General features: G+C 69.5%; 15 protein-coding genes. 11 read left to right on the plus strand and 4 right to left on the minus strand.

Annotated features, from left to right (window positions below; genetic code table 11):
• The first annotated feature begins 52 nt into the window (after positions 1-52).
• Complete coding sequence (locus tag AB0M35_RS11390; RefSeq protein ID WP_363744152.1) at positions 53-1,393, plus strand: PHB depolymerase family esterase; 1,341 nt, start codon at positions 53-55, stop codon at positions 1,391-1,393.
• Positions 1,394-1,579: 186 nt separating this feature from the next.
• Positions 1,580-3,193 carry an RICIN domain-containing protein gene (locus AB0M35_RS11395; protein WP_363744154.1) on the plus strand — a complete coding sequence of 538 codons (1,614 nt, stop codon included), beginning with the start codon at positions 1,580-1,582 and terminating at the stop codon, positions 3,191-3,193.
• Between the two features lie 67 nt (positions 3,194-3,260).
• Here the strand turns inward: AB0M35_RS11395 and AB0M35_RS11400 are convergent, their stop codons facing one another.
• From AB0M35_RS11400 to AB0M35_RS11410, 3 genes are all read right to left on the minus strand, one after another.
• A complete protein-coding gene (locus tag AB0M35_RS11400; RefSeq protein WP_363744156.1) occupies positions 3,261-4,679 on the minus strand; it encodes an endo-1,4-beta-xylanase in 1,419 nt (472 codons plus the stop codon).
• A 320-nt stretch (positions 4,680-4,999) separates the two neighbouring features.
• Entirely contained in the window at positions 5,000-6,067 is a 1,068-nt protein-coding gene (locus AB0M35_RS11405) for an acetylxylan esterase (protein ID WP_363744158.1), read from the minus strand.
• A gap of 18 nt (positions 6,068-6,085) precedes the next feature.
• Positions 6,086-7,117, minus strand: coding sequence for a LacI family DNA-binding transcriptional regulator (locus AB0M35_RS11410; protein WP_363744160.1), 1,032 nt, complete (start codon positions 7,115-7,117; stop codon positions 6,086-6,088).
• Between the two features lie 295 nt (positions 7,118-7,412).
• Between AB0M35_RS11410 and AB0M35_RS11415 the strand changes: the two genes are divergently transcribed.
• The 9 genes from AB0M35_RS11415 to AB0M35_RS11455 all read left to right on the plus strand — a co-directional run bounded on the left by AB0M35_RS11415 (position 7,413) and on the right by AB0M35_RS11455 (position 17,784).
• Positions 7,413-9,800: a glycoside hydrolase family 3 N-terminal domain-containing protein gene (locus AB0M35_RS11415; RefSeq protein ID WP_363744162.1), complete on the plus strand. Its 2,388-nt coding sequence runs from the start codon at positions 7,413-7,415 to the stop codon at positions 9,798-9,800.
• Positions 9,797-10,771 (plus strand): ABC transporter permease subunit, encoded by a 975-nt coding sequence (locus AB0M35_RS11420; RefSeq protein ID WP_363744164.1) that lies wholly within the window; start codon positions 9,797-9,799, stop codon positions 10,769-10,771. The genes AB0M35_RS11415 and AB0M35_RS11420 overlap by 4 nt, the downstream gene beginning before the upstream one ends.
• Entirely contained in the window at positions 10,768-11,706 is a 939-nt protein-coding gene (locus AB0M35_RS11425; RefSeq protein ID WP_363744166.1) for a carbohydrate ABC transporter permease, read from the plus strand. The genes AB0M35_RS11420 and AB0M35_RS11425 overlap by 4 nt, the downstream gene beginning before the upstream one ends.
• A gap of 45 nt (positions 11,707-11,751) precedes the next feature.
• A complete protein-coding gene (locus tag AB0M35_RS11430; protein WP_363744168.1) occupies positions 11,752-13,392 on the plus strand; it encodes an extracellular solute-binding protein in 1,641 nt (546 codons plus the stop codon).
• A gap of 70 nt (positions 13,393-13,462) precedes the next feature.
• A complete protein-coding gene (locus AB0M35_RS11435) occupies positions 13,463-13,603 on the plus strand; it encodes a hypothetical protein (protein WP_363744170.1) in 141 nt (46 codons plus the stop codon).
• Positions 13,600-14,283 (plus strand): DUF624 domain-containing protein, encoded by a 684-nt coding sequence (locus AB0M35_RS11440; RefSeq protein ID WP_363744172.1) that lies wholly within the window; start codon positions 13,600-13,602, stop codon positions 14,281-14,283. Before AB0M35_RS11435 ends, AB0M35_RS11440 begins: the two co-directional genes overlap by 4 nt.
• Before the next feature lie 8 nt (positions 14,284-14,291).
• Positions 14,292-16,316 (plus strand): beta-galactosidase, encoded by a 2,025-nt coding sequence (locus AB0M35_RS11445; RefSeq protein ID WP_363744174.1) that lies wholly within the window; start codon positions 14,292-14,294, stop codon positions 16,314-16,316.
• Between the two features lie 287 nt (positions 16,317-16,603).
• Positions 16,604-16,900, plus strand: coding sequence for a DUF1540 domain-containing protein (locus AB0M35_RS11450; protein ID WP_363744176.1), 297 nt, complete (start codon positions 16,604-16,606; stop codon positions 16,898-16,900).
• 107 nt (positions 16,901-17,007) lie between these two features.
• Positions 17,008-17,784 (plus strand): DUF2470 domain-containing protein, encoded by a 777-nt coding sequence (locus AB0M35_RS11455; protein ID WP_363744178.1) that lies wholly within the window; start codon positions 17,008-17,010, stop codon positions 17,782-17,784.
• 112 nt (positions 17,785-17,896) lie between these two features.
• On the opposite strand, the gene AB0M35_RS11460 is transcribed toward AB0M35_RS11455, so the two are convergent.
• Positions 17,897-20,086 (minus strand): alpha-glucuronidase, encoded by a 2,190-nt coding sequence (locus AB0M35_RS11460; protein WP_363744180.1) that lies wholly within the window; start codon positions 20,084-20,086, stop codon positions 17,897-17,899.
• Positions 20,087-20,155: the final 69 nt, after the last annotated feature.

The raw sequence follows: 20,155 nt of genomic DNA on the forward strand, positions 1-20,155 counted from the left end.
GCCTCGATCGGAACATCCCCCTGTTCGCATCCGTCCGAAGGACATCGTGCCCATGAAGAAAGCGATCAAACTCGGCTGGGCCGCGTTCGCGGCCATCGCGTTGACGGCGCTGGCCGCGCTGTCGATCCCGACCCCCGCCTCAGCGGCCAGCCTGACCGAGGTCACCAACTTCGGTGCCAATCCCAGCAACCTGCGCATGTACCTCTACGTACCGGATCGGGTCGCACCGCGACCGGGCCTGCTGGTCGCGATCCACTACTGCACCGGCACCGGACCGGCCCTGCACTCGGGCACCCGGTTCGCCGCCCTGGCCGACCAGTACGGCTACATCGTCATCTACCCGTCGGTGACCCGCAGCAGCCAGTGCTTCGACGTCTCGTCGCCGCAGGCATTGCGTCGGGGCGGCGGCAGCGACCCGGTGGGCATCATGTCGATGGTCGACCACGTCCGGGCCCGATACTCGGTCGACCCGGGCCGGATCTTCGCCACCGGTGTGTCGTCGGGGGCGATGATGACCAACGTGATGCTCGGGCTCTACCCCGACGTCTTCGCCGCCGGAGCCGCCTTCGCGGGGGTGCCGTTCGGCTGTTTCGCCACCACCAACGGCTCGGAGTGGAACAGCGAGTGCGCCAACGGGCAGGTCGTGCGGACCCCCCAGCAGTGGGGTGACCTGGTGCGCAATGCATACCCGGGCTACAGCGGCACGCGTCCGCGGATGCAGATCTGGCACGGCACCAACGACGACATCCTGCGGTACCCGAACTTCGGCGAGCAGGTCAAGCAGTGGACCAACGTGCACGGGCGGAGCCAGACCCCCACCTACACCGACAGCCCGCAGGCCGGCTACACCCGCACCCGCTACGGCGGCACCGGCGACAACGCGCCGGTGGAGGCGATCAGCATGCAGGGCGTATCGCACAACCTGCCGGTCGACGCCGCGCAGGCGATCCGCTTCTTCGGCCTCAACAACCCGTCCCCGTCGCCCACGGTAACGCCTGATCCAACGCCCAGTCCGATTCCGACCCCGACTCCGACTCCGACCCCCACGTCGTCGCCGACGCTGCCGCCGGGACCGGGCTGCCAGGTCCATTACGACGTCAACGCCTGGAACACCGGACTGACGACCTCGGTGTCCATCACCAACACCGGCAGCACGGCCATCAACGGCTGGACCCTGGCGTTCACCCTGCCCGCCGGGCAGACCATCACCAACGGCTGGAACGCCACGTACTCGCCGACCTCCGGGGCGGTGACCGCCCGTAACGTCTCCTACAACGGCACCATCGCGCCGAAGACCTCGACGACGATCGGGTTCCAGGCCAACCACACCGGCGACGCCGGCAAGCCGGGCGCCTTCACCCTCAACGGCAGCTCCTGCTACTTCTCCGGCTGATCCCGGTCGGGCCGGCACCCCACGGGGGCACGACGTGGGGCGCCGGCACGGGACCGCTGTTCGCGAGCACCGCCTCCTCGACACGCTGCGGGTCGGGACCCGACTCGCGCCGTCTAGGAAAGCGCTTACCCTGGCAGGTGCCTCGCCCCCTTCACCACCACCCGTCCGTCCGGAAAGGAAGCTCGCATGCCGTCCAGGACAACAACACCCCGGCGTACGCCACGATGGCTGGTTGCCGCCAGCACGTTGGTGCTGGTCGCCGCCGGTACGGCCATCGCCGCACCGAACCCCGCGCAGGCCGCCACGGTCGACCCGAACGCCACGTACGTCTTCGTCAACCGGCACAGCGGCAAGGCGATGGACGTGTGGAACTGGTCCACCGCCGACCAGGCCCCGATCAACCAGTTCACCCGCAACGACGCCGCCGTGCAGCAGTGGCGCTTCGTCGACGTCGGCAGCGGCTACTACCAGATCCGGTCGGTGCACAGCGGAAAGGTGCTTGAGCTGCCCAACGCCAACGACGGCGTACAGCTCGTGCAGAACACCGCTGCCAGCGGCAACACCCGGCAGCACTTCCGGCTCGCCGACTCCGACGGCGGTCACGTCCGGTTCGTCAACCGGCATTCCAGCAAGGTGCTCGACCTGTGGGGCTGGTCCACCGCCGACGGTGCGATGATCTCGCAGTACCAGGATGTCAACGGGGCCAACCAGCAGTGGCGGCTGGTCACCGTCGGCGGTGGCAGCGGCAGTGGCTGCGGTGCCGGCACCTTCCAGGCCGAGGCGGTACTCAACGGCGGCACCTGGACCGCCCGTAACGGCGGCACGACCGTCTACACCGGCGGCGACATGCGGGAAGCCGTGCAGGCCGCGATCAACAGCCTCAGCTCCGGCCGGACCAGCAAGCAGCGGGTCGTGGTACGCGGCTCCGGCTCGATCAGCGCGGGCTCCCGGATCTCACTGCCCAGCTACACCACGATCGACGTGTGCGGCACGATCAACGTGACCGGCTCCGGCAGCGGCGACCAGGCGCCGATCTACTCGCGCGGCACCACCCAGGTCGAGGTGCAGAACCTCAACGTCACCGGCACCCCGCTGTACGGCATCTTCATGCGCAACGTCAGCAACGTGATCCTCGGTCAGATCGACATGCGGCTGTCCAGCGGGCTCGGGATCCGCATCGACAACCGGGGCGACACCAGCCAGTGGAGCCGCAACATCCGCATCGACAACGTGTACGTCTCGGGTGCCCGCGCGCACGCCGTGGAGACGTACGGCGTCGACGGGCTGACCGTCGGCACGGTGACCGCCCGCAACGTCGGCGAGTCGGGACTGCTGCTCAACGAGACCATCAACGCCACCGTGACCACGGTCGACGCGGAGAACGCCGGATCCGGCACCGGGTACGCGGCGTTCCGGATCGCCAACCGGGCCGGCCGGATCGGCTCCGGCTACCCGACCAACATCCGGGTGGGTACCGTACGGGCGCGTGGCGGCGGCCGGGGCATCTTCTGTGTCTCGGAATCCGGCGGCCTGGCGGTCAACCGGGTCGACATCGCCAACACCGGCAACAACGCCATCCTGATCGAGAACTGCTACGGGGTGGACATCGCCGCCGGTGGCGGCACGATCAGCGGTGGCGGCGAGGTGCGGCTGGCCGCGCGCAGCGAGTTCCCCGGCAACCGGGACATCACGCTACGCAACTTCACCCTGGTCAACAGCCGGATTCTGGAGAGCCCCTGCACGGCCAACCTGACCATCAGCAACGTGGTGTTGAACAACTCGTCGATCAGCCGCTGCTGAGTGCCGGCGCGTTAAAAGGGGCCCCTTCCTATGCACGAGGCGATAGGAAGGGGCCCCTCCTTTCAAATCAGCTGGCGTTGCAGGTGGGGGTGCCGGAGGGGGCGGAGCCCGTGCCCTGGAACCCGAACTCGGTGGTGGTGCCGGGTGCCACGTTGCCGTTGTAGCCGACGTTGCGGAACGTCACGGCGCCGCTGTTGCCGCTCGCCTGGGTGTTCCACGAGTTGGTCACCGAGGTACCACCCGGCAGCGTGAGGTTCACTGCCCAGCCGTTGAGGCCGCTGGAGCCGGCGGTGACCCGCACATGGGCGACGAAGCCACCGTTCCAGGTGTCCAACGTGTACGTCGCGGTACAGGCACCGGTCGGCGGGTTGGACGGCGGCGGGCTCGACGGCGGCGGGCTCGACGGCGGCGGGGTGGTCGGCGGCGGGTTGGTGCCACCGGCGTTCAGCGCCTCAAGGGTCGAGTTGTACGCCTGCTTCTTGTTGCCGTTGTTGTCGAACAGCAGCGGCGTGCCGTAGGAACGCCAGGAGTCGCTGTCCCGGATGCCCCAGACGGTGATGCCGTTGCAGCGCGGCACCGCGAGGCAGTCCTGGACCACCCGGCGGTACGTGTCGGCCTGCTGACTGCCGGAGCCCTCGATGTCCAGCTCGGTGATCTGCACGTCCACCCCGAGGGCGGCGAAGCTGGACAGCGTGGTGCGGTAGTTGCTGTTGTACGCCGACTGCGCGTTGAAGTGCGACTGGAACCCGACGCAGTCGATCGGCACGCCCCGCTGCTTGAAGCTCTGCACCATCCGGTAGACGGCCTGGGTCTTGGCCCAGGTCCAGTTGTCGGTGTTGTAGTCGTTGTAGCAGAGCTTGGCGCCCGGGTCGGCGGCGCGGGCGGCGCGGAACGCCGCCTCGATCCAGTCGTCACCGGTGCGCTGGAGGTTGGAGTTGCGTCGGGCGCCGTTGTTGCCGTCGTCGAACGCCTCGTTCACCACGTCCCAGGAGTCGATCTTGCCCCGGTAGTAGGTGGCAACCTGGGTGACGTGGTTGAGCATGGCCGAGCGCAGCGCCTGCCCTTCCATCCGCTCCATCCAGGCGGGCTGCTGCGAGTGCCAGGCCAGGGTGTGACCCCGGACCTTCCAGCCCCGGGAGAGGGCGTGGTTGACGATCCGGTCCGCGGTGCCGTAGGTGAAGACACCCTGCTGCGGCTCCAGGGCGTTGATCTTCATCTCGTTCTCGGCAGTGATCGAGTTGAACTCGCGGTTGAGGATGCCGACGTAGGTGGAGTCGCTGAGCTTGTGCGCTGCGACCGCGGCCCCGAAGTACCGGCCGCTCTCTGCGGCGGCGGCGCCCAGGGTGGTCGCCGCGCTGGCGCTGGAGGCCGTCACCACCACGGTGGTGGCGGCGAGGGAGAGACCGACCACAGCCGAGATCAGCGCGGAGCGCGATCGCAGTCGGGTCGCGGGACGCCCGCTGGCGCGGGCGAACGCGTTGTTCATGGCGTGAGCCTTTCGACGAAGCCGTGCTGATGGAAAGCCGGCTCCGACTACCGCCCAACACGATGACCTTCCCTCGCCTGCGCGGGCGCCCGGATGCCGCGCAGGCCGGTGCGTTCAGCCGGCCATCGTGAGTAGATCGGAGCTGTTCTATCGAAAACAGTATCGAAACACGTCCGCAAGCTCAACGTGCCCGACTGTCTTCTCGGGACCGGTACGAACCTGGCCGCACCGGCCTTCGATCCGCAGTAAACCACAGCAGGCAGCCGGTTGGCGGGGACGGCGACGACCGAAAGTTTCGGACTCGGTGACCTGGCAACCGATCAGCCGGCAACCGCCGCCTCGGTGGGCTGCGGCCTGCCGGTGAGCTGGGGCCTGCAGGTGGGCTGGGGCACGTCGGCCGGTACACCGAGCAGGTCGGCGAGCCAGCGCAGCTGCCGTCGTACGTGCACCGCCTCGCCGTGCTCGTGCCCGTTGAACGGGTAGACGTGCAGGGTCCGCGCCGGCACCGGCGCACCACCGGCGGTCCCGTAGTGGTTGTACGCGGCGAACACCGTGCTCGGCGGGCAAACCCGGTCACGCAGCCCGAGGCCGACGTGCACCGGCGCAGTGGCCCGCCGGGCGAAGCAGACCGCGTCGACGTAGGACAGACTGCGCCGTACCGCCGCCTCGGCCTCCCGGTGGACGGCGAGGTAGTTGGCGATCTCACCGTACGGGCTGGCGTCGGTGATCTCGATGGCGCGCTGGATGTGGCAGAGGAACGGCGCGGTGGCAAGGACGGCGGCCAGGTCCGGCACCAGCCCGGCGACCGCGAGTGCCAGCCCGCCGCCCTGGCTGTTACCGGCGACGACGACCCGCTGCGGATCCACCGCCGGCAGGACCCGGGCCACCTGGACGGCACGTACCGCGTCGGTGATGAGCCGGCGGTAGTAGTAACCCTCCGGCGACAGGATGCCCCGGGTCACCGGCGACGGCCCACCCGGTGCACTGCCGTGCGGGTCGGCGGTGTCGCCCACGCCGTACTGGCCCGACTGACCGCGGGCGTCCATGAGCAGGTGCGCGTACCCGGCGACGGGCCAGGTCAGCCGCTCGTGCGGCGTGCCCCGGCCACGCCCGTAGCCGACGTACTCGACCACCACCGGCAGCGGCTCGTCCACTCCGGCGGGTCGGGTGTACCAGGCCCGGACCGGGTCACCGGCGAACCCGGCGAAGGTCACGTCCCAGGTGTCGAGCAGGCGCAGGTCGGTCGGCTCGGAACGCAGGTCGATCAGCACCGGCACGGCTTGCGCCGCGTCCAGGGTGGTGCGCCAGAAGTCGTCGAAGTCACCGGGCTCGGCCACCGTGGGCGCGTACCGGCGCAGCTGGTCCAAGGGCAGGTCGAACAGGGACATGAGTCCTCGCAACGGTCGTCAGGGTCGCGGTGGCGGGGCGGTGCTCTCGCGCACCACCAACTCGGCGACGAGGTCGATCCGGCTCGTCGGCAGGGCGACACCACGCGCGAGGTCGAGCAGCATCTGGGTCGCCGTACCGGCCATGTCACGCAGCGGCTGGTTCACCGTGGTCAACGCGGGACCGCTCCACGCGGAGACCTGTAGGTTGTCGTAGCCGACCACCGACACGTCGCCGGGGACATCGAGGCCGAGCTGCCGGGCTGCCCGCAGGACGCCCAGCGCCTGAAGGTCGGAGCCGGCGAAGACGGCGGTCGGCCGGTCCGGGCGACTCAGCAACTCGATGCCGTGGGTGTAGCCGGCGTCGAGGTGGAAGTTTCCCGAACGCACCAGGTCGGGATCGACCGGTACGCCGAGTTCCTCGTGCGCGCAGCGGTAACCGGCCGTACGTGCCCGGGCGCAGAGCACGTCCTGCGGGCCGGAGACGATCGCGATCCGGCGATGCCCGAGTTCGAGCAGGTGGCGGGTGGCGAGCAGGCCGCCGTTCCAGTTGTTCGACCCGACGGTCGGCCCCGAGGCCGCGCTCGCACTGTCGGTGTCGACCACCACGACCGGGATGGCCTGTCGCCGTAGCTGCCTGCGCTGCTGGTCGGTCAGGTTGCACATCACCAGCAGCACACCCAGTGGGCGCCGCGCGATCATCGCGTCGACCCAGGCCTGCGGTGGTCGGTGCGCACCGCCCAACTGCGAGAGCACCACGTTGACCCCGTCGGCCGTGGTGACCGCCTCGACCCCGCGAATGATCTCCATCGCCCAGTCCGAGCCGAACTCGTGGAACACCAGGTCGATCTGGCTGTCACCGACCGTACGCCGAGCCCGGCGGCGGTAGCGGTGCCGTTCCAGGCTCGCCTCGACCCGGGCCCGGGTCGAGGCCGCCACGTCCGATCGACCGTTGAGGACTTTGGACACCGTCGCCGAGGAGACCCCGACCTCCTGCGCGATGGTCGCGAGCGTCGTGGCGCCGAGCGCCGCCGGCGAGCGGTTCTCAGTCATCGGCCCCTCTACCACCGGCCCCGAAAATATCGGAGAACTTACTCTGACCGAACCGACCGCCGATGACATCGGTCGATGACTCGGACGACGGCCACCGACCACAGGCAATCGCTTACCCGCACCACAGTGCCAGTGCCGTAGGCGGATTTCCAGGCCTTGACATGGATTTATCGACACACTTAGGTTCCCGACACAGACTACGAGCTGGTTTCCGAAATTTTCGATGATCGCTGTGCTCTACAGCAGCAGGTGGAGCCGTCGGGACAACCTCCCGGACGCGACCGGAGGGGTGCGCATGACAAGTCAGCTACCCGTCGACGATCGACCGGCGCCACCGGGTACCGATCGTTGGCGTGATCCGGCGCTACGGCCTGAGGAGAGGGCCGAGGCACTCATCCCGCTGATGTCGCTGGAGGAGAAGGTCGCGCAACTGGTCGGCCTCTGGGTCGGCGCCGACGCCTCCGGTGAGGGCGTCGCACCGCACCAGAACGACCTGGTGGAGCACACCCCGCCCTGGCCGGACGCGATCCGGTCCGGTCTGGGGCAGCTGACCAGGCCGTTCGGCACCGCGCCGGTCGATCCGACGCGTGGCGCGCGGTCACTTGCCGCCTCCCAGGCGCAGATCGTGGCGGCCAGCCGGTTCGGCATCCCCGCCCAGGTCCACGAGGAGTGCCTGACCGGCTTCGCCGCCTGGCGCGCCACCGCCTTTCCCGCGCCGCTGTGCTGGGGGGCGGCCTTCGATCCCGCCCTGGTGGAGGAGATGGCCGGCCGCATCGGCCGGTCCATGCGGGCGGCCGGCGTGCACCAGGGACTGGCCCCGGTGCTGGACGTGACCCGCGACTACCGCTGGGGGCGGACCGAGGAGACGATCGGCGAGGACCCGTACCTGGTCGGTACGACGGGGGCGGCGTACGTACGCGGGTTGGAACGGTCCGGCGTGGTGGCCACGTTGAAGCACTTCGCCGGCTACTCGGCCTCGCGGGGCGGACGGAACCTGGCACCGACACCGATGGGTCACCGTGAGCTGGCCGACGTGATCCTGCCGCCGTTCGAGATGGCCCTGCGGTTGGGCGGTGCGCGATCGGTCATGCATTCCTACGCCGAGATCGACGGCGTACCGGTGGCCGCCGACGAGGGCCTGCTGACCCGGGTGCTACGGGAGCAGTGGGGCTTCGAGGGGACCCTGGTCGCCGACTATTTCGCCGTCCGGTTCCTCCAGACGCTGCACGGCGTCGCCGCCGACGCGGGCGCTGCGGCCGCGCTCGCGCTGCGCGCCGGCATCGACGTCGAACTGCCCACCGTGGACGCCTACGGCGCACCGTTGATGGCCGCGGTGCGCGCCGGAGCGGTCGGCGAGGATCTGGTCGACCGGGCGCTACGCCGGGTGCTGATTCAGAAGATCGAGCTGGGTCTGCTCGACGGCGACTGGCGGGGGTCGCCCACCGACGTCGGTGAGCTGATCCTGGACGACGACGAGAACCGGCAGGTGGCGCTGCGGCTGGCCCGCCAGTCGGTGATCCTGCTGCGCAATCGCGACGGGCTGCTGCCGCTCACCGCCGACCAGCACGTCGCGCTGGTCGGCCCGGTCGCCGACGACCCGCTGGCGATGCTCGGTTGCTACTCGTTCCCGCTGCACATCGGCGTGCGGTATCCGGAGCACGGCATCGGGGTGGAGATCCCGTCGCTCCGCACGGAGTTGCAGCGGCTGCACCCGTACGTGACCCATGTCCCCGGCACCGCGGTCACCGGTGACGACACCTCCGGCATCGCCGCCGCCGTCGCCGCCGCCACCGAGGCCGACGTCTGCGTGCTCGCGGTCGGTGACCGCGCCGGACTGTTCGGTCGGGGCACCTCCGGCGAGGGCTGCGACGCCGTCGACCTGCGGCTGCCCGGGGTGCAGGCCGACCTGGTACGCGAGGTGCTGGCCACCGGCACCCCGGTGGTGCTGGTGGTGCTCTCCGGCCGCCCGTACGCGCTCGGCCCGGAGGTGGACGGCGCCGCCGCGATCGTGCAGGCGTTCTTCCCCGGTCAGCGCGGTGGGCAGGCGCTGGCCGAGGTGCTCACCGGCGCGGTGAACCCGTCCGGACGGCTACCGGTCAGCGTGCCCCGGCACGCCGGTGGGCTGCCCGGCACCTACCTCTCCCCCGTCCTCGGCCGCCGCACCGAGGTGTCGTCGGTGGATCCGACACCCGCGTTCGGTTTCGGTCACGGGCTGGGCTACACCAGCTTCGACTGGACCGACGCCGAGGTGGTGGGCGAAGCACCCGCCGGCGCCGACGAGCCGGTGTCCTGGCCGGTCGACGGCGACGCGACGGTCGGCGTCACGATCCGCAACACCGGGTCACGGGCTGGTACGGAGGTGGTCCAGCTCTACCTGCACGATCCGGTGGCGCAGACCACCCGACCGGTGGTCCGCCTGATCGGCTACGCGCGGGTGCCGCTGAAGCCGGGCGACGAGGCGCGGGTCACCTTCGAGGTGCCCGCCGACGTCACGTCGTTCACCGGCGTCCACGGCCGACGCATCGTGGAGCCCGGTGACGTGGAGCTGCGCCTCGGCCGTTCCAGCGACGATTTCGCCGCGCGGTTGGCGCTGCGGCTGGTCGGCGACGAGCGTCAGGTCGGCCACGACCGGCAGTTGGTGTCCCGGGTGAGGGTGCGACCGGCGCCGGAGCGTGGGCGGTGAGCAGCCCGGTCACCACGGCACCCCCGGCATCACCGGCGCAGCAGCCGTCCGCGAGGTCCCGGCCGCCCCGCCGGACCTGGCGCCGCGCGCTGCGGCGGGACTGGCAGCTGTACTCCCTGGCGATCCTGCCGCTGCTGTTCTTCCTGATCTTCCGGTACCTGCCGATGCTCGGCAACGTCATCGCCTTCCGCCGGTTCCAGCCGGGCGGCAACATCTTCGGCGAGTACTGGGTGGGCCTGCGGTACTTCAAGATGTTCCTGGCCGATCCCACCTTCTGGAACGTCTTCACCAACACTCTGGCGCTGGGCGCGCTGACGTTGCTGTTCTGCTTCCCGCTGCCGATCGTGCTGGCGCTGCTGCTCAACGAGGTACGCGCCCGCCGGCTCAAGCGGTTCGTGCAGTCGGTGTCGTACCTGCCGCACTTCCTGTCCATCGTGATCGTGGCGGCCATGGTCATGCAGTTGCTGTCCATGGACGGCACGATCAACCAGCTGGTCCGCGCGGGTGGCGGCGAGGCGATCCCGTTCCTGCAACGCCCGGAGTGGTTCCGCACCATCTACGTCTCCTCCGAGGTCTGGCAGACCGTCGGCTGGGGCACGATCCTCTACCTGGCCGCGCTCACCACCATCGACGACGACCTGTACGAGGCGGCCCGCATCGACGGCGCCAACCGCTGGCGGCAGACCTGGCACGTGACCCTGCCGGGGATCCGGCCGACCATGGTGACCCTGCTGATCCTCAACATCGGCACGTTCATGGCAGTCGGGTTCGAGAAGATCCTGCTGTTGTACAACCCGCTGACCTATCCGACCGCCGACGTCATATCCACGTACCTGTTCCGGGTCGGTTTCGCGTCCAGCAACTTCAGCTACGCCGCCGCGATCGGGCTGTTCGAGGCGGTGATCGGGCTGATCCTGGTGCTGTCGGCGAACCTGATCGCCCGCCGTACGGTGGGGACGAGCCTGTGGTGACCGTCGAGGCCGCCAAGCCGGCCACCACACCCACGCCCGGCCCTCGGCGACGGCGGCGCGGCATCCAGCAGACCCGCGGCTACCGGGTGTTCCAGGTGGTCAACGCGATCATCCTGACCGCCGTGGTGGTGGTGACGCTGTACCCGTTCGTCAACATCGTGGCCCGGTCGATGAGCCATGAGGCGTACATCATCGCCGGCCAGGTGAACCTGGTGCCGCGTGGGTTCACCCTGGACACCTACCAGTTGGTGCTCTCCGACTCGATGTTCTGGACGAACTACCGCAACACGGTGTTCTACACGGTGACCGCCACGATCATCTCGATCGTGATGACCACCTGCTACGCGTACGTGCTGTCGAAGAAGCAGCTCAAGGGGCGTGGCCTGCTGGTCGGCCTCGCGGTGTTCACGATGTTCTTCACCGGCGGGCTGATCCCCAACTACGTGCTGGTCACCAGCCTGGGGCTGAAGAACAGCGTCTGGGCCATCGCGCTACCGAACGCGATCAACGTGTTCAACCTGCTGGTGATGAAGGCGTTCTTCGAGAGCCTGCCGAACGACCTGGAGGAGGCCGCCGCGGTCGACGGCCTGAACACGTACGGCATCCTGTGGCGGATCGTGCTGCCGCTGTCGAAGGCCATCGTCGCCACGATGGTGCTGTTCTACGCGGTGGCCTTCTGGAACTCCTGGTTCGCCGCGTTCCTCTACCTGGACCGGCAGGAACTGTGGCCGGTCACCGTGTATCTGCGCAACCTCATCGCCGGGGCCACCGGCGCGGAGAACGTCGGGGCCATCTCCGATGCCAACGAGGTGCAGGCCGAAGCGACGCTCAAGGCCGTGACCATCGTGCTCACCACCCTGCCCATCCTGCTGGTCTATCCCTTCGTCCAGCGGTACTTCGTCCGCGGCATCATGCTCGGCGCGGTGAAGGGCTGAGCAGGACAACCACCCTCCCACCATCACCCTGCGAAAGGACCCGCCATGTTCCGCAGATCGTGGCGACACACAGCGGCAGCGACCGCCGCGCTGCTCGCCCTCGCCAGTGTCACCGCCTGTGGTGACGACCCGTCCGACGCGGAGAACCTGTCGGAGAACCGGGCCGGTGCGATGGAGAACTACGCCGCCGGTACGCAGTTCAAGGCCACCGAGCCGCTTTCCTTCTCCGTCCTCTACAACAACCACCCGAACTACCCGCTCAAGAACGACTGGCTGTTCTGGAAGGAGCTGACGTCGCGGACCAACGTCACGCTCGAACCGGTCGCGGTGCCGCTGAGCGACTACAACCAGAAGCGCAGCCTGCTCATCGGCGCCGGTGACGCGCCGCTGCTCATCCCCAAGACGTACCCGCCGGACGTGCACGCGTACGTCTCCTCGGGGGCGATCCTGCCGGTCAGCGACTACCTCGATCTGATGCCGAACCTCAAGGACAAGATCGAGAAGTGGGACCTGAAGCCTGAGATGGACACGCTGCGCCAGGCGGACGGCAAGTTCTATCTGTTGCCCGGCCTGCACGAGAAGCCCTGGCAGGACTACTCGCTGGCGGTCCGCACCGACATCCTCGACGAGCTGAACCTGGAGATCCCGAAGACCTGGGACGAGCTCTACACCGTGCTCAAGGCGATGAAGGCGAAGTACCCGAACACCTACCCGTTCTCCGACCGGTTCAGCCAGCCCAACCCGGCCGGCAACCTGCTGAACCTGCTGGCCGTGTCGCACGGCCTGGAGGGCGCGGGCTGGAACTTCCAGCACGTGAGCTGGAACGCGCAGGCGAAGAAGTTCGAGTACACCGGGGCGACCGAGCATTACCGGCACATGTTGGAGTACCTCAACAAGCTGGTCTCCGAGAAGCTGCTGGACCCGGAGAGCTTCACCCAGACCGACGACATCGCCCGGCAGAAGCTCGCCAACAGCAAGTCCTTCGTGATCAGCGCCAACGCCCAGTCCGTGGTCAACGACTACCGGCCGGACCTCGCGGCCACCAACCCGAAGGCGAAGATCACGAAGATCCCGCTGCCGATCGGCCCGGCCGGGGAGATCAACCCGCAGAGCCGGCTGGAGAACGGCATGATGATCTCGTCGAAGGCGCGGGAGAGCAAGAACTTCGTGGCCATGATGCAGTTCGTCGACTGGCTCTGGTATTCCGACGAGGGCCAGATGTTCGCCCGGTGGGGCGTGGAGGGCACCACCTACGTCAAGGACGCCGCCGGCAAGGCCACCCTCGCCGAGGACGTCGACATGATCGGCCTCAACCCGGGCGCCCCCAAGCACCTGCAGAAGGACTTCGGCTTCGCCAACGGGGTGTTCGCCTACGGTGGCAAGCCCGAGCTGGTGCAGGCGTTCTTCTCCGCCGAGGAGCAGGAGTTCCAGAAGGTGATGAACGCCCGTACGCCCAAGTCGCCGCCACCGCCGTACCCGCTCAGCGACGAGGAGCGCGAGCAGGTGTCGCTCTGGGAGACCCCGCTGAAGGACCACGTGTACCAGGCGACGTTGCAGTTCGCCCTCGGCCAGCGTGACCTCGCCCAGTGGGACGCCTACGTCAACGAACTCAAGGGCAAGAACATGGACGCCTACCTGGACACGGTGAACAAGGCGTACGAGCGCTACCGCGACAAGCACAACTGATACCCGGGCCGGTCCGCCTCGTGTCGGCGCGAGGCGGACCGGCCCACCGCACCCAGGGATGAGGACACCGATGCGCAGCACCGTCGTCGAGCACCCCAGCGGCCGGCTGTCCGGAGCGCGGCGGTTCGCCGTCGGCACCGGCCGGTTCGACCCAGCGCTGCACCGCGGCCACGAGGATCCGCCGGCCTTGCTGCGCCCGGAGGCGTCGTGAGTACGGCGGTCCGACGCGAGTTCGGTGCGGGACCACTGTCGCGGGTGGCCGCGCTGGTCTACACGCTGCTGGTGGTCGAGGTGTTGCTGCTGGTCTGCGCGGCACCCGGCCTGGTCGCGTTGTTCGCGCTGGAACGGCACGTGAGCAACCTGCCGCTGGTGGCCGTCTGCGCGGTGCCGCTCGGCCCGGCACTGTCCGCCGCCCTGTACGCGCTGCACCACCAGCGTCTCGACCTGACCGAGTTGCATCCCGCCCGGCTGTTCTGGCGCGGCTACCGGGCGAACCTGGTCGGGGCGCTGCTGGTCTGGGTGCCGATGCTGATGTGGCTGGCCCTGCTCGCGATCAACCTGGTCAACCTGACGGCGGTCGGGCTGCCCCGCTGGTGGGTCGTGCCGCTGCTGCTGATCGCCGCCGGGGTGGCCGTGGTCGGCATCAACGCGCTGGTGATCACCTCGCTGTTCACCTTCCGGCTGCGCGACGTGCTCCGACTGGCCGGATACTTCGTGCTGCGTACCCCTCAGGTGGTTGTCGGCATCGGGTTGTTGCTGGTCGCGGCGGCGATGCTCACCCTGGTCGCCTCGGAGGCCGCCCTCGCCGCGCTGGCTTCGGTGCTGGCGCTGGCGTTGGTCCGCGGCGGCGAGCCGATGATCAGCATCATCCGACGTGAGTTCACCTCATGATCCTTCCGGTGACCCCGAAGGTGCCCTTCGGCGGGGACTACAACCCGGAGCAGTGGCCCGAGCCGGTGTGGGACGCCGACGACCGACTGTTCGCGCAGGCTTCGATCGACACCGTCACTCTCGGTGTCTTCGACTGGTCGCTGACCCAGCCGGCCCCGGACCGGTACGACTTCACTCTGCTGGACCGCATCGTCGCCCGGTCCACCGCTCAGGGCCGGATGATCTGCCTGGCCACCGGGACGGGGGCGCACCCGGCGTGGTTGGCCCGCGCGCACCCGGAGGTGACCCGGGTCGACTTCGAGGGGCGCCGGCACCGGTTCGGGCAGCGGCACAACTCCTGCCCCAGTTCCCCGATGTTCCGCCGGCTCTCCACCGAGTTGGCCCGGCGGGTGGCCCGCCGCTACGCCGGCAACCCGTCCGTGGTGGCCTGGCACGTGGGCAACGAGTACGGCGGTGCCTGCTACTGCGAGCTGTGCGCGGCCGGGTTCCGGCGCTTCCTGCGGGATCGCTACGGCACCCTGGCTGCGCTGAACACCGCCTGGTACACCACGTTCTGGTCACACACCTTCACCGACTGGGACGAGATCGAGCCGCCGTCGGCACTGACCGAACACTGGCGCGGCCCGGACCACACCGCCTTCCAGGGCATCACCCTGGACTACCGACGGTTCATGTCCGAGGCGATGCTGACCAACTTCGTCGACGAGAAGGCGGCCATCCGCGAATCCAGCGACCTGCCCGTCACCACGAACTTCATGGGCATGTACCGGCCGATCGACTACCACCGCTGGGCGGCGCACCTGGACTTCGCCTCCTGGGACAACTACCCGCCCGACGACGACTCCCCCGCCTGGATGGCGCTCAGCCACGACCTGATGCGCGGTCTGAAGGGGGGACAGCCGTTCTGGCTGATGGAGCAGACCCCGAGCACCACGGCGTGCCGGGACGTCAACCCGCTCAAGCGCCCCGGTGTGCTGCGGCTGTGGAGTTGGCAGGCGGTCGCGCACGGCGCGGACGCGGTGCTGTTCTTTCAGCTGCGCGCCTCCCGGGGCGCCTGCGAGAAATACCACGGCGCGGTCATCGGTCACGCCGGTCGCTCCGACACCCGGGTGTTCCGCGAGGTCGTCGAGCTGGGTGCGGAGCTGCGTCGGCTCGGCGGCGTGACCCTCGGCGCCCGTACCCCGGCCCGGGTGGCGCTGCTGTTCGACTGGGACAGCTGGTGGGCGTTGGAGATCTCCGACGGCCCGTCCCGGCTGGTCCGTTACCAGCAGGTCGTGCTGGCCTACTACCAGGCGTTGTGGTCCTGCGGGGTGGACATCGACGTGGTGCCGGTCAGCGCGGACCTCGCCGGCTACCAGGTCGTCCTCGCCCCGGCGCTGCACCTGGTCAAGGACGACCTGGCCGACCGGCTGGCCCGGGTCGCCCTGCGGGGTGGCTCGGTGCTGACGACGTTCCTGTCCGGTCGCGTCGACGTCGACGGCAACGCGTTCCTGACCGATGTGCCCGGCCCTCTGGCGCCGCTGACCGGAGTCCGGGTGGACGAGTGGGACGCCCGTGGCGCCGACGTGGTCAACCCGGTGTGCCTGGGCCACGACGACGACCGGACCGAGGTTCCCGCCCGGCTGGTGTTCGAGCTGGTCATCCCCGTCGGCGCGGAGGTGGTGGGCAGCTACCGGGCCGACTTCTACGCCGGCACCCCGGCGGTCACCCGCAACTCGTACGGCGACGGCCACGGCTGGTACGTCGGCACCGCGCTCGACCAGCCGGGTGTGGACTGGGTGGTCCGCCGCATACTCGACCACCACGGTCTGACCGGTCCGCACCCGGACGTGCCGGGCCTGGAGCGCACGGTGCGGGTCGCTCCCGACGGGACACGACTGCTGTTCCTGCTCAACCACGGCACCGAGCCGATCGAGATCGCCGCCACCGTAGATGGTGTCGACCTGCTCACCGGTGCCCGGGTCGAGTCCGGCGGTCCAGTGCGACTCGACACCGCAGGCGTCCTCGTGATCCGCGAGGACGAGTGCGGGTAGCTGGTTTCCGGTCGCTGTTCCCGGCCCGAGATGCGGCAGGAAAGGCAAGGCTCACCTTTCCTCGAAAAGCTTCGAACAAAGCAAAGGCTTACCTTCTAAACGCCACACCGAAGCGAGTTGCAAGCAAACTTCATAACAGACTTCGTAGCCCACTTGAACAGGTACGATATCGTCGTTGAACATCTCGCAAGACCCGAACGAACGACCCTGCGGACGATTCTTTGGCTATTCTTGAACGCGACCGGATCTCGGTTGTACGGATACGGTAAACCATGAGCGGAGAAGCCATGAAGACCCTTTTGCAGATGCCTGCCGTACGCGAGTGCGCCGCTGTCACGTGCAGCTTCAACGACGGTGGCTGTCACGCCCCGGCGGTGACCGTCGCGGCGGCCGGCGAGGCTGCGTCCTGCGCGACCTATGTCGAGTCGTCGGTACGCGGGGGCATCGCGGAGATCACGGGCAGCGTCGGCGCATGCGCCCGCACCGACTGCACCTACAACACCAACCTGGCCTGCAAGGCGCCGTCCGTGCAGGTCGGGTCGGGCGCCACCGCCAGCGACTGCCTGACCTACCAACCAGCCTGACCTGGGCAGAGCCGCCGACCTCCTCACACCGCGACCCCTTGATTTAGGCAAGCCTTACCTACTAGCGTGGGCTTGCCTCGACTCGACTGCGGTGTAAGGAGGCCGTCGTGGCATCCGAAGCCGTACCACCGTCGGCGCTCGCCGACGACCGGACCTCGACCGACGCGGTCGAGGTCCGCTCCGCCCTCGCGACCTGCACCTCACTGCGCCTGCGGGTGGCCGGCACCGCCGTCGACCTACTCGACGCGCACACCGTCCTCCCCGACGGCACGATCGTTGTCGCCGTCGACGCGATGACCCCGCTCGGTGGGCTGCTCGTCGCCGCCCGGGGGGCAGACGGCGCTGTCCGGCTCGACCTCACACACCTGGTGCCGGTGCCGGTACGCGAGCGGGTGCGCGCGTGGGTGACCGTGACCGGCACGGTCCGCCGACTCGACCCGGCTGCCCTCGACTCGTGCGACGACGACGCGGTCATGGCACTGCTCAACCTGCCGCCGGTGGCGCTGTGGGCGGTCGAGCCCGACAGCGTGCACGTCCAACGGCATGCGGCCGCCGTCGAGGTACCGATCGCGGCCTACCACGCAGCGCGTCCCGACCCGGTCGCCGCCCTTGAGGCTGTGCACCTGGCCCGGCTGGTCCGACAGCGCCCCCACCTCGGGCAACGATTCGCCGCCCTGGTGGACCCGGACCTGCCCCCCACCGGCACCCGGCTGGTACCGGTGGCCGTAGACGCTCACGGGCTGACCCTGCGGGCGGAGTCCACGCACCGACACCACGACATCCGTCTACCGTTTCGCGTCCGGGTGACCGACGAGGCCGCCCTCGACCGTGAGCTGCGCCGTTTGCTGCCGGGCGTAAACGCCCGGAACGGAGACGCCGGCTGATCGGCGGGAGGCGGACGACGCCCGGCTGATCGATCCGCTTCGACGAAACGGCGGAATTCAGGCTATCGGGATACCGCCAAAACGGCGCCCGTCCAGACTCCAACCCCAAGGCTCAGTGCAGCGGGCGGCCGTGGGCGTCGGGGATGCCGGACTTGCGGTGGAAGTAGGCGTTGATCTGGTCACGCCACTCCCGGGCGCAGCGCAGCTGCTCGGTCAGCCGCTCGGTGACCCGGGCGTGCACCGTCGGGTCGACCAGCCCGGCGAGCCACTCCCAGCGCCGGCACATCGCCTCGACCTCGCGTACCCCGTCGAAGTGGGTGTCGTAGATGTGCTGGATGACCGTGCTGCCGCTGCGCAGCACATGCGTGTAGGGCACGTGGTGGAAGAAGAGCAGCAGTTCCTCGGGGCAGTGGTCGAGCGACTCGTACACCTGCAACCAGGGCGACGGGTACTGGCCGGTGAAGCCGGTGCCGGTGGCCCGGGTGCGGTCCACGCCGACACCGTCGCGGTCGGCGAAGTGGTACGTGCCCCACGGGGTGTACTCGTACCCGTCGACGTCGGGGCCGTAGTGCTGGCCGGGCCGGACCATGAAGCCCACGCCGAGCGGCGCGGTGTACCGCTCGTAGGTGCGCCACGAGTCGTCCATGATCTCGTGCAGGGTGCGGCGCAGCAGCTCGGGATCGGGGGACGTGGCCGGGTCGAAGGTCAGGTCGATCCACTCGTCGAGCACCGTCTGCGGGCGCAGCCCCGGATCCCAGCAGAGCCGGCCGAAGGCGTACAGGTTCGCCTGGGCCAACGGGTGCCCGGTCCAGAACCGGTCGTCACCCACGTTGGACACGGCGACCAGACCACCACCGGTCCGGTCACCGCCACCGGCCTGGTCACTGCCGCCGGCCTGGTCACTGCCGCCGGCCGCCACGTCGGCGACCGTGCGTCCGGGCTCACCCCAGGGCGCGAACCGCAGGATCTCGCTCCACCACGGCGCCAGGTAGCAGACGTGCTTCTGCTGGCCGGTGTACTCCTGGGTGACCTGGAACTCCACGGCCAGCCGGGTGCCGGGCATCGCGGCGATCACCGGGGAGACCGGTTCGCGGGGCTGGAAGTCCATCGGCCCGTGCTTGACCTGCACGATCACGTTGTCCTTGAACCGGCCGTCGAGCGGGGCGAAGTGGTCGTACGCGGCCCGGGCCCGGTCGGTGGAACGGTCCCGCCAGTCCTGCCGGTGGTTGTAGACGAAGGCCCGCCAGTGCACCACGCCGCCGTACGGTGCCAGCGCCTCCGCCAGCAGGTTCGCCCCGTCGGCGTGGTCACGGCCGTAGCTGAACGGGCCCGGTTGACCTTCCGAGTCGGCCTTGACCAGGTAGCCGCCGAAGTCGGGAATGCGGGCGTACACCCGAGAGGTGGTCTCGGCCCACCAGCCGCGCACCGCCGGGTCCAGGGGGTCGGCGGTGGGCAGGCCACCGACGACGACCGGCGCGGCGAAGCTCACCGCCAGGTGCACCCGGATGCCGTACGGCCGCAGCAGGTCGGCAAGCTCGGCGACGTCGTCGAGCCGCTCGGTCAGCAGCCGCGCCTCGGTGGCGTGCACGTTGACGTTGTTCACCGAGACCGCGTTGATCCCGCAGGCCGCCAGCAACCGCGCGTACGCGGTGACCCGGGCCTGGTCGCGGCGGGGTCGGCCGTCCCGCCAGAAGATCGACCCGCCGGCGTAGCCGCGCTCGACCTGCCCCATCACCGGGTGCACGTCGACGTTGTCCCAGTGGTCGAGCATCCGCCGTGCCATGGCCGGGCGACACACCCGCGCGGGCATGGCCGGCCCGAAACCGGACTCACCGAGCCGGACCAGTTCGAAGAGTCCGTACAGCAGCCCGGCCGGCGCGTCGGCCAGCACCACGGTCACCTCGCCGTGGCGGGTAACGGCGAAACCCTCGGCGCCGAGCGGTTCCACCCCGGCCGCGCCGAGTTCCGCCTTCGCGGCGTCGATCGCGGCCGACACCACGGCCGGGTCGGATTCGCCGGGTGGTGGGTCGTCGGACTGGGTGGCCGGCAGTTCGCGGGTCAGGGCGAACACCAGGTCCGCAGGCGACAGGCCGGTCTCGGGGGCGATCCGCCGGGCCGAGCCGCCGTACCGATTGGCGGCCCGCTCGACCTCGGCATGGACGGTGTCGACGAGCGTGCCCTCCCCGCAGACCAGGGTGCGTCGGGTGCCGATGGCGCGCAACGCCTCCGGCGGCAGCCATGCGGGATGGACGTCGGACGAATCGAGGGTGCTCACCCGCACCTGGTGACGGTGCCGTCGCATTGCGCAGATCGTAGTGATATTCCTGGATACGTCAAGGTGCTTCCGGAAGGTCCACCACTTGCCTGCCGG

The organism is Micromonospora sp. NPDC051196 (assembly GCF_040682415.1).
Lineage (GTDB): Bacteria > Actinomycetota > Actinomycetes > Mycobacteriales > Micromonosporaceae > Micromonospora.

Bases quoted from the DNA above. Each gene is read 5' to 3' on its own strand.
- AB0M35_RS11460 (WP_363744180.1), bottom strand. From the start codon at position 20,086: ATGCGACGGCACCGTCACCAGGTGCGGGTGAGCACCCTCGATTCGTCC.
- AB0M35_RS11435 (WP_363744170.1), top strand. From the start codon at position 13,463: ATGCGCAGCACCGTCGTCGAGCACCCCAGCGGCCGGCTGTCCGGAGCG.
- AB0M35_RS11405 (WP_363744158.1), bottom strand. From the start codon at position 6,067: ATGTCCCTGTTCGACCTGCCCTTGGACCAGCTGCGCCGGTACGCGCCC.
- AB0M35_RS11410 (WP_363744160.1), bottom strand. From the start codon at position 7,117: ATGACTGAGAACCGCTCGCCGGCGGCGCTCGGCGCCACGACGCTCGCG.
- AB0M35_RS11430 (WP_363744168.1), top strand. From the start codon at position 11,752: ATGTTCCGCAGATCGTGGCGACACACAGCGGCAGCGACCGCCGCGCTG.
- AB0M35_RS11415 (WP_363744162.1), top strand. From the start codon at position 7,413: ATGACAAGTCAGCTACCCGTCGACGATCGACCGGCGCCACCGGGTACC.
- AB0M35_RS11395 (WP_363744154.1), top strand. From the start codon at position 1,580: ATGCCGTCCAGGACAACAACACCCCGGCGTACGCCACGATGGCTGGTT.
- AB0M35_RS11390 (WP_363744152.1), top strand. From the start codon at position 53: ATGAAGAAAGCGATCAAACTCGGCTGGGCCGCGTTCGCGGCCATCGCG.
- AB0M35_RS11400 (WP_363744156.1), bottom strand. From the start codon at position 4,679: ATGAACAACGCGTTCGCCCGCGCCAGCGGGCGTCCCGCGACCCGACTG.
- AB0M35_RS11450 (WP_363744176.1), top strand. From the start codon at position 16,604: ATGAAGACCCTTTTGCAGATGCCTGCCGTACGCGAGTGCGCCGCTGTC.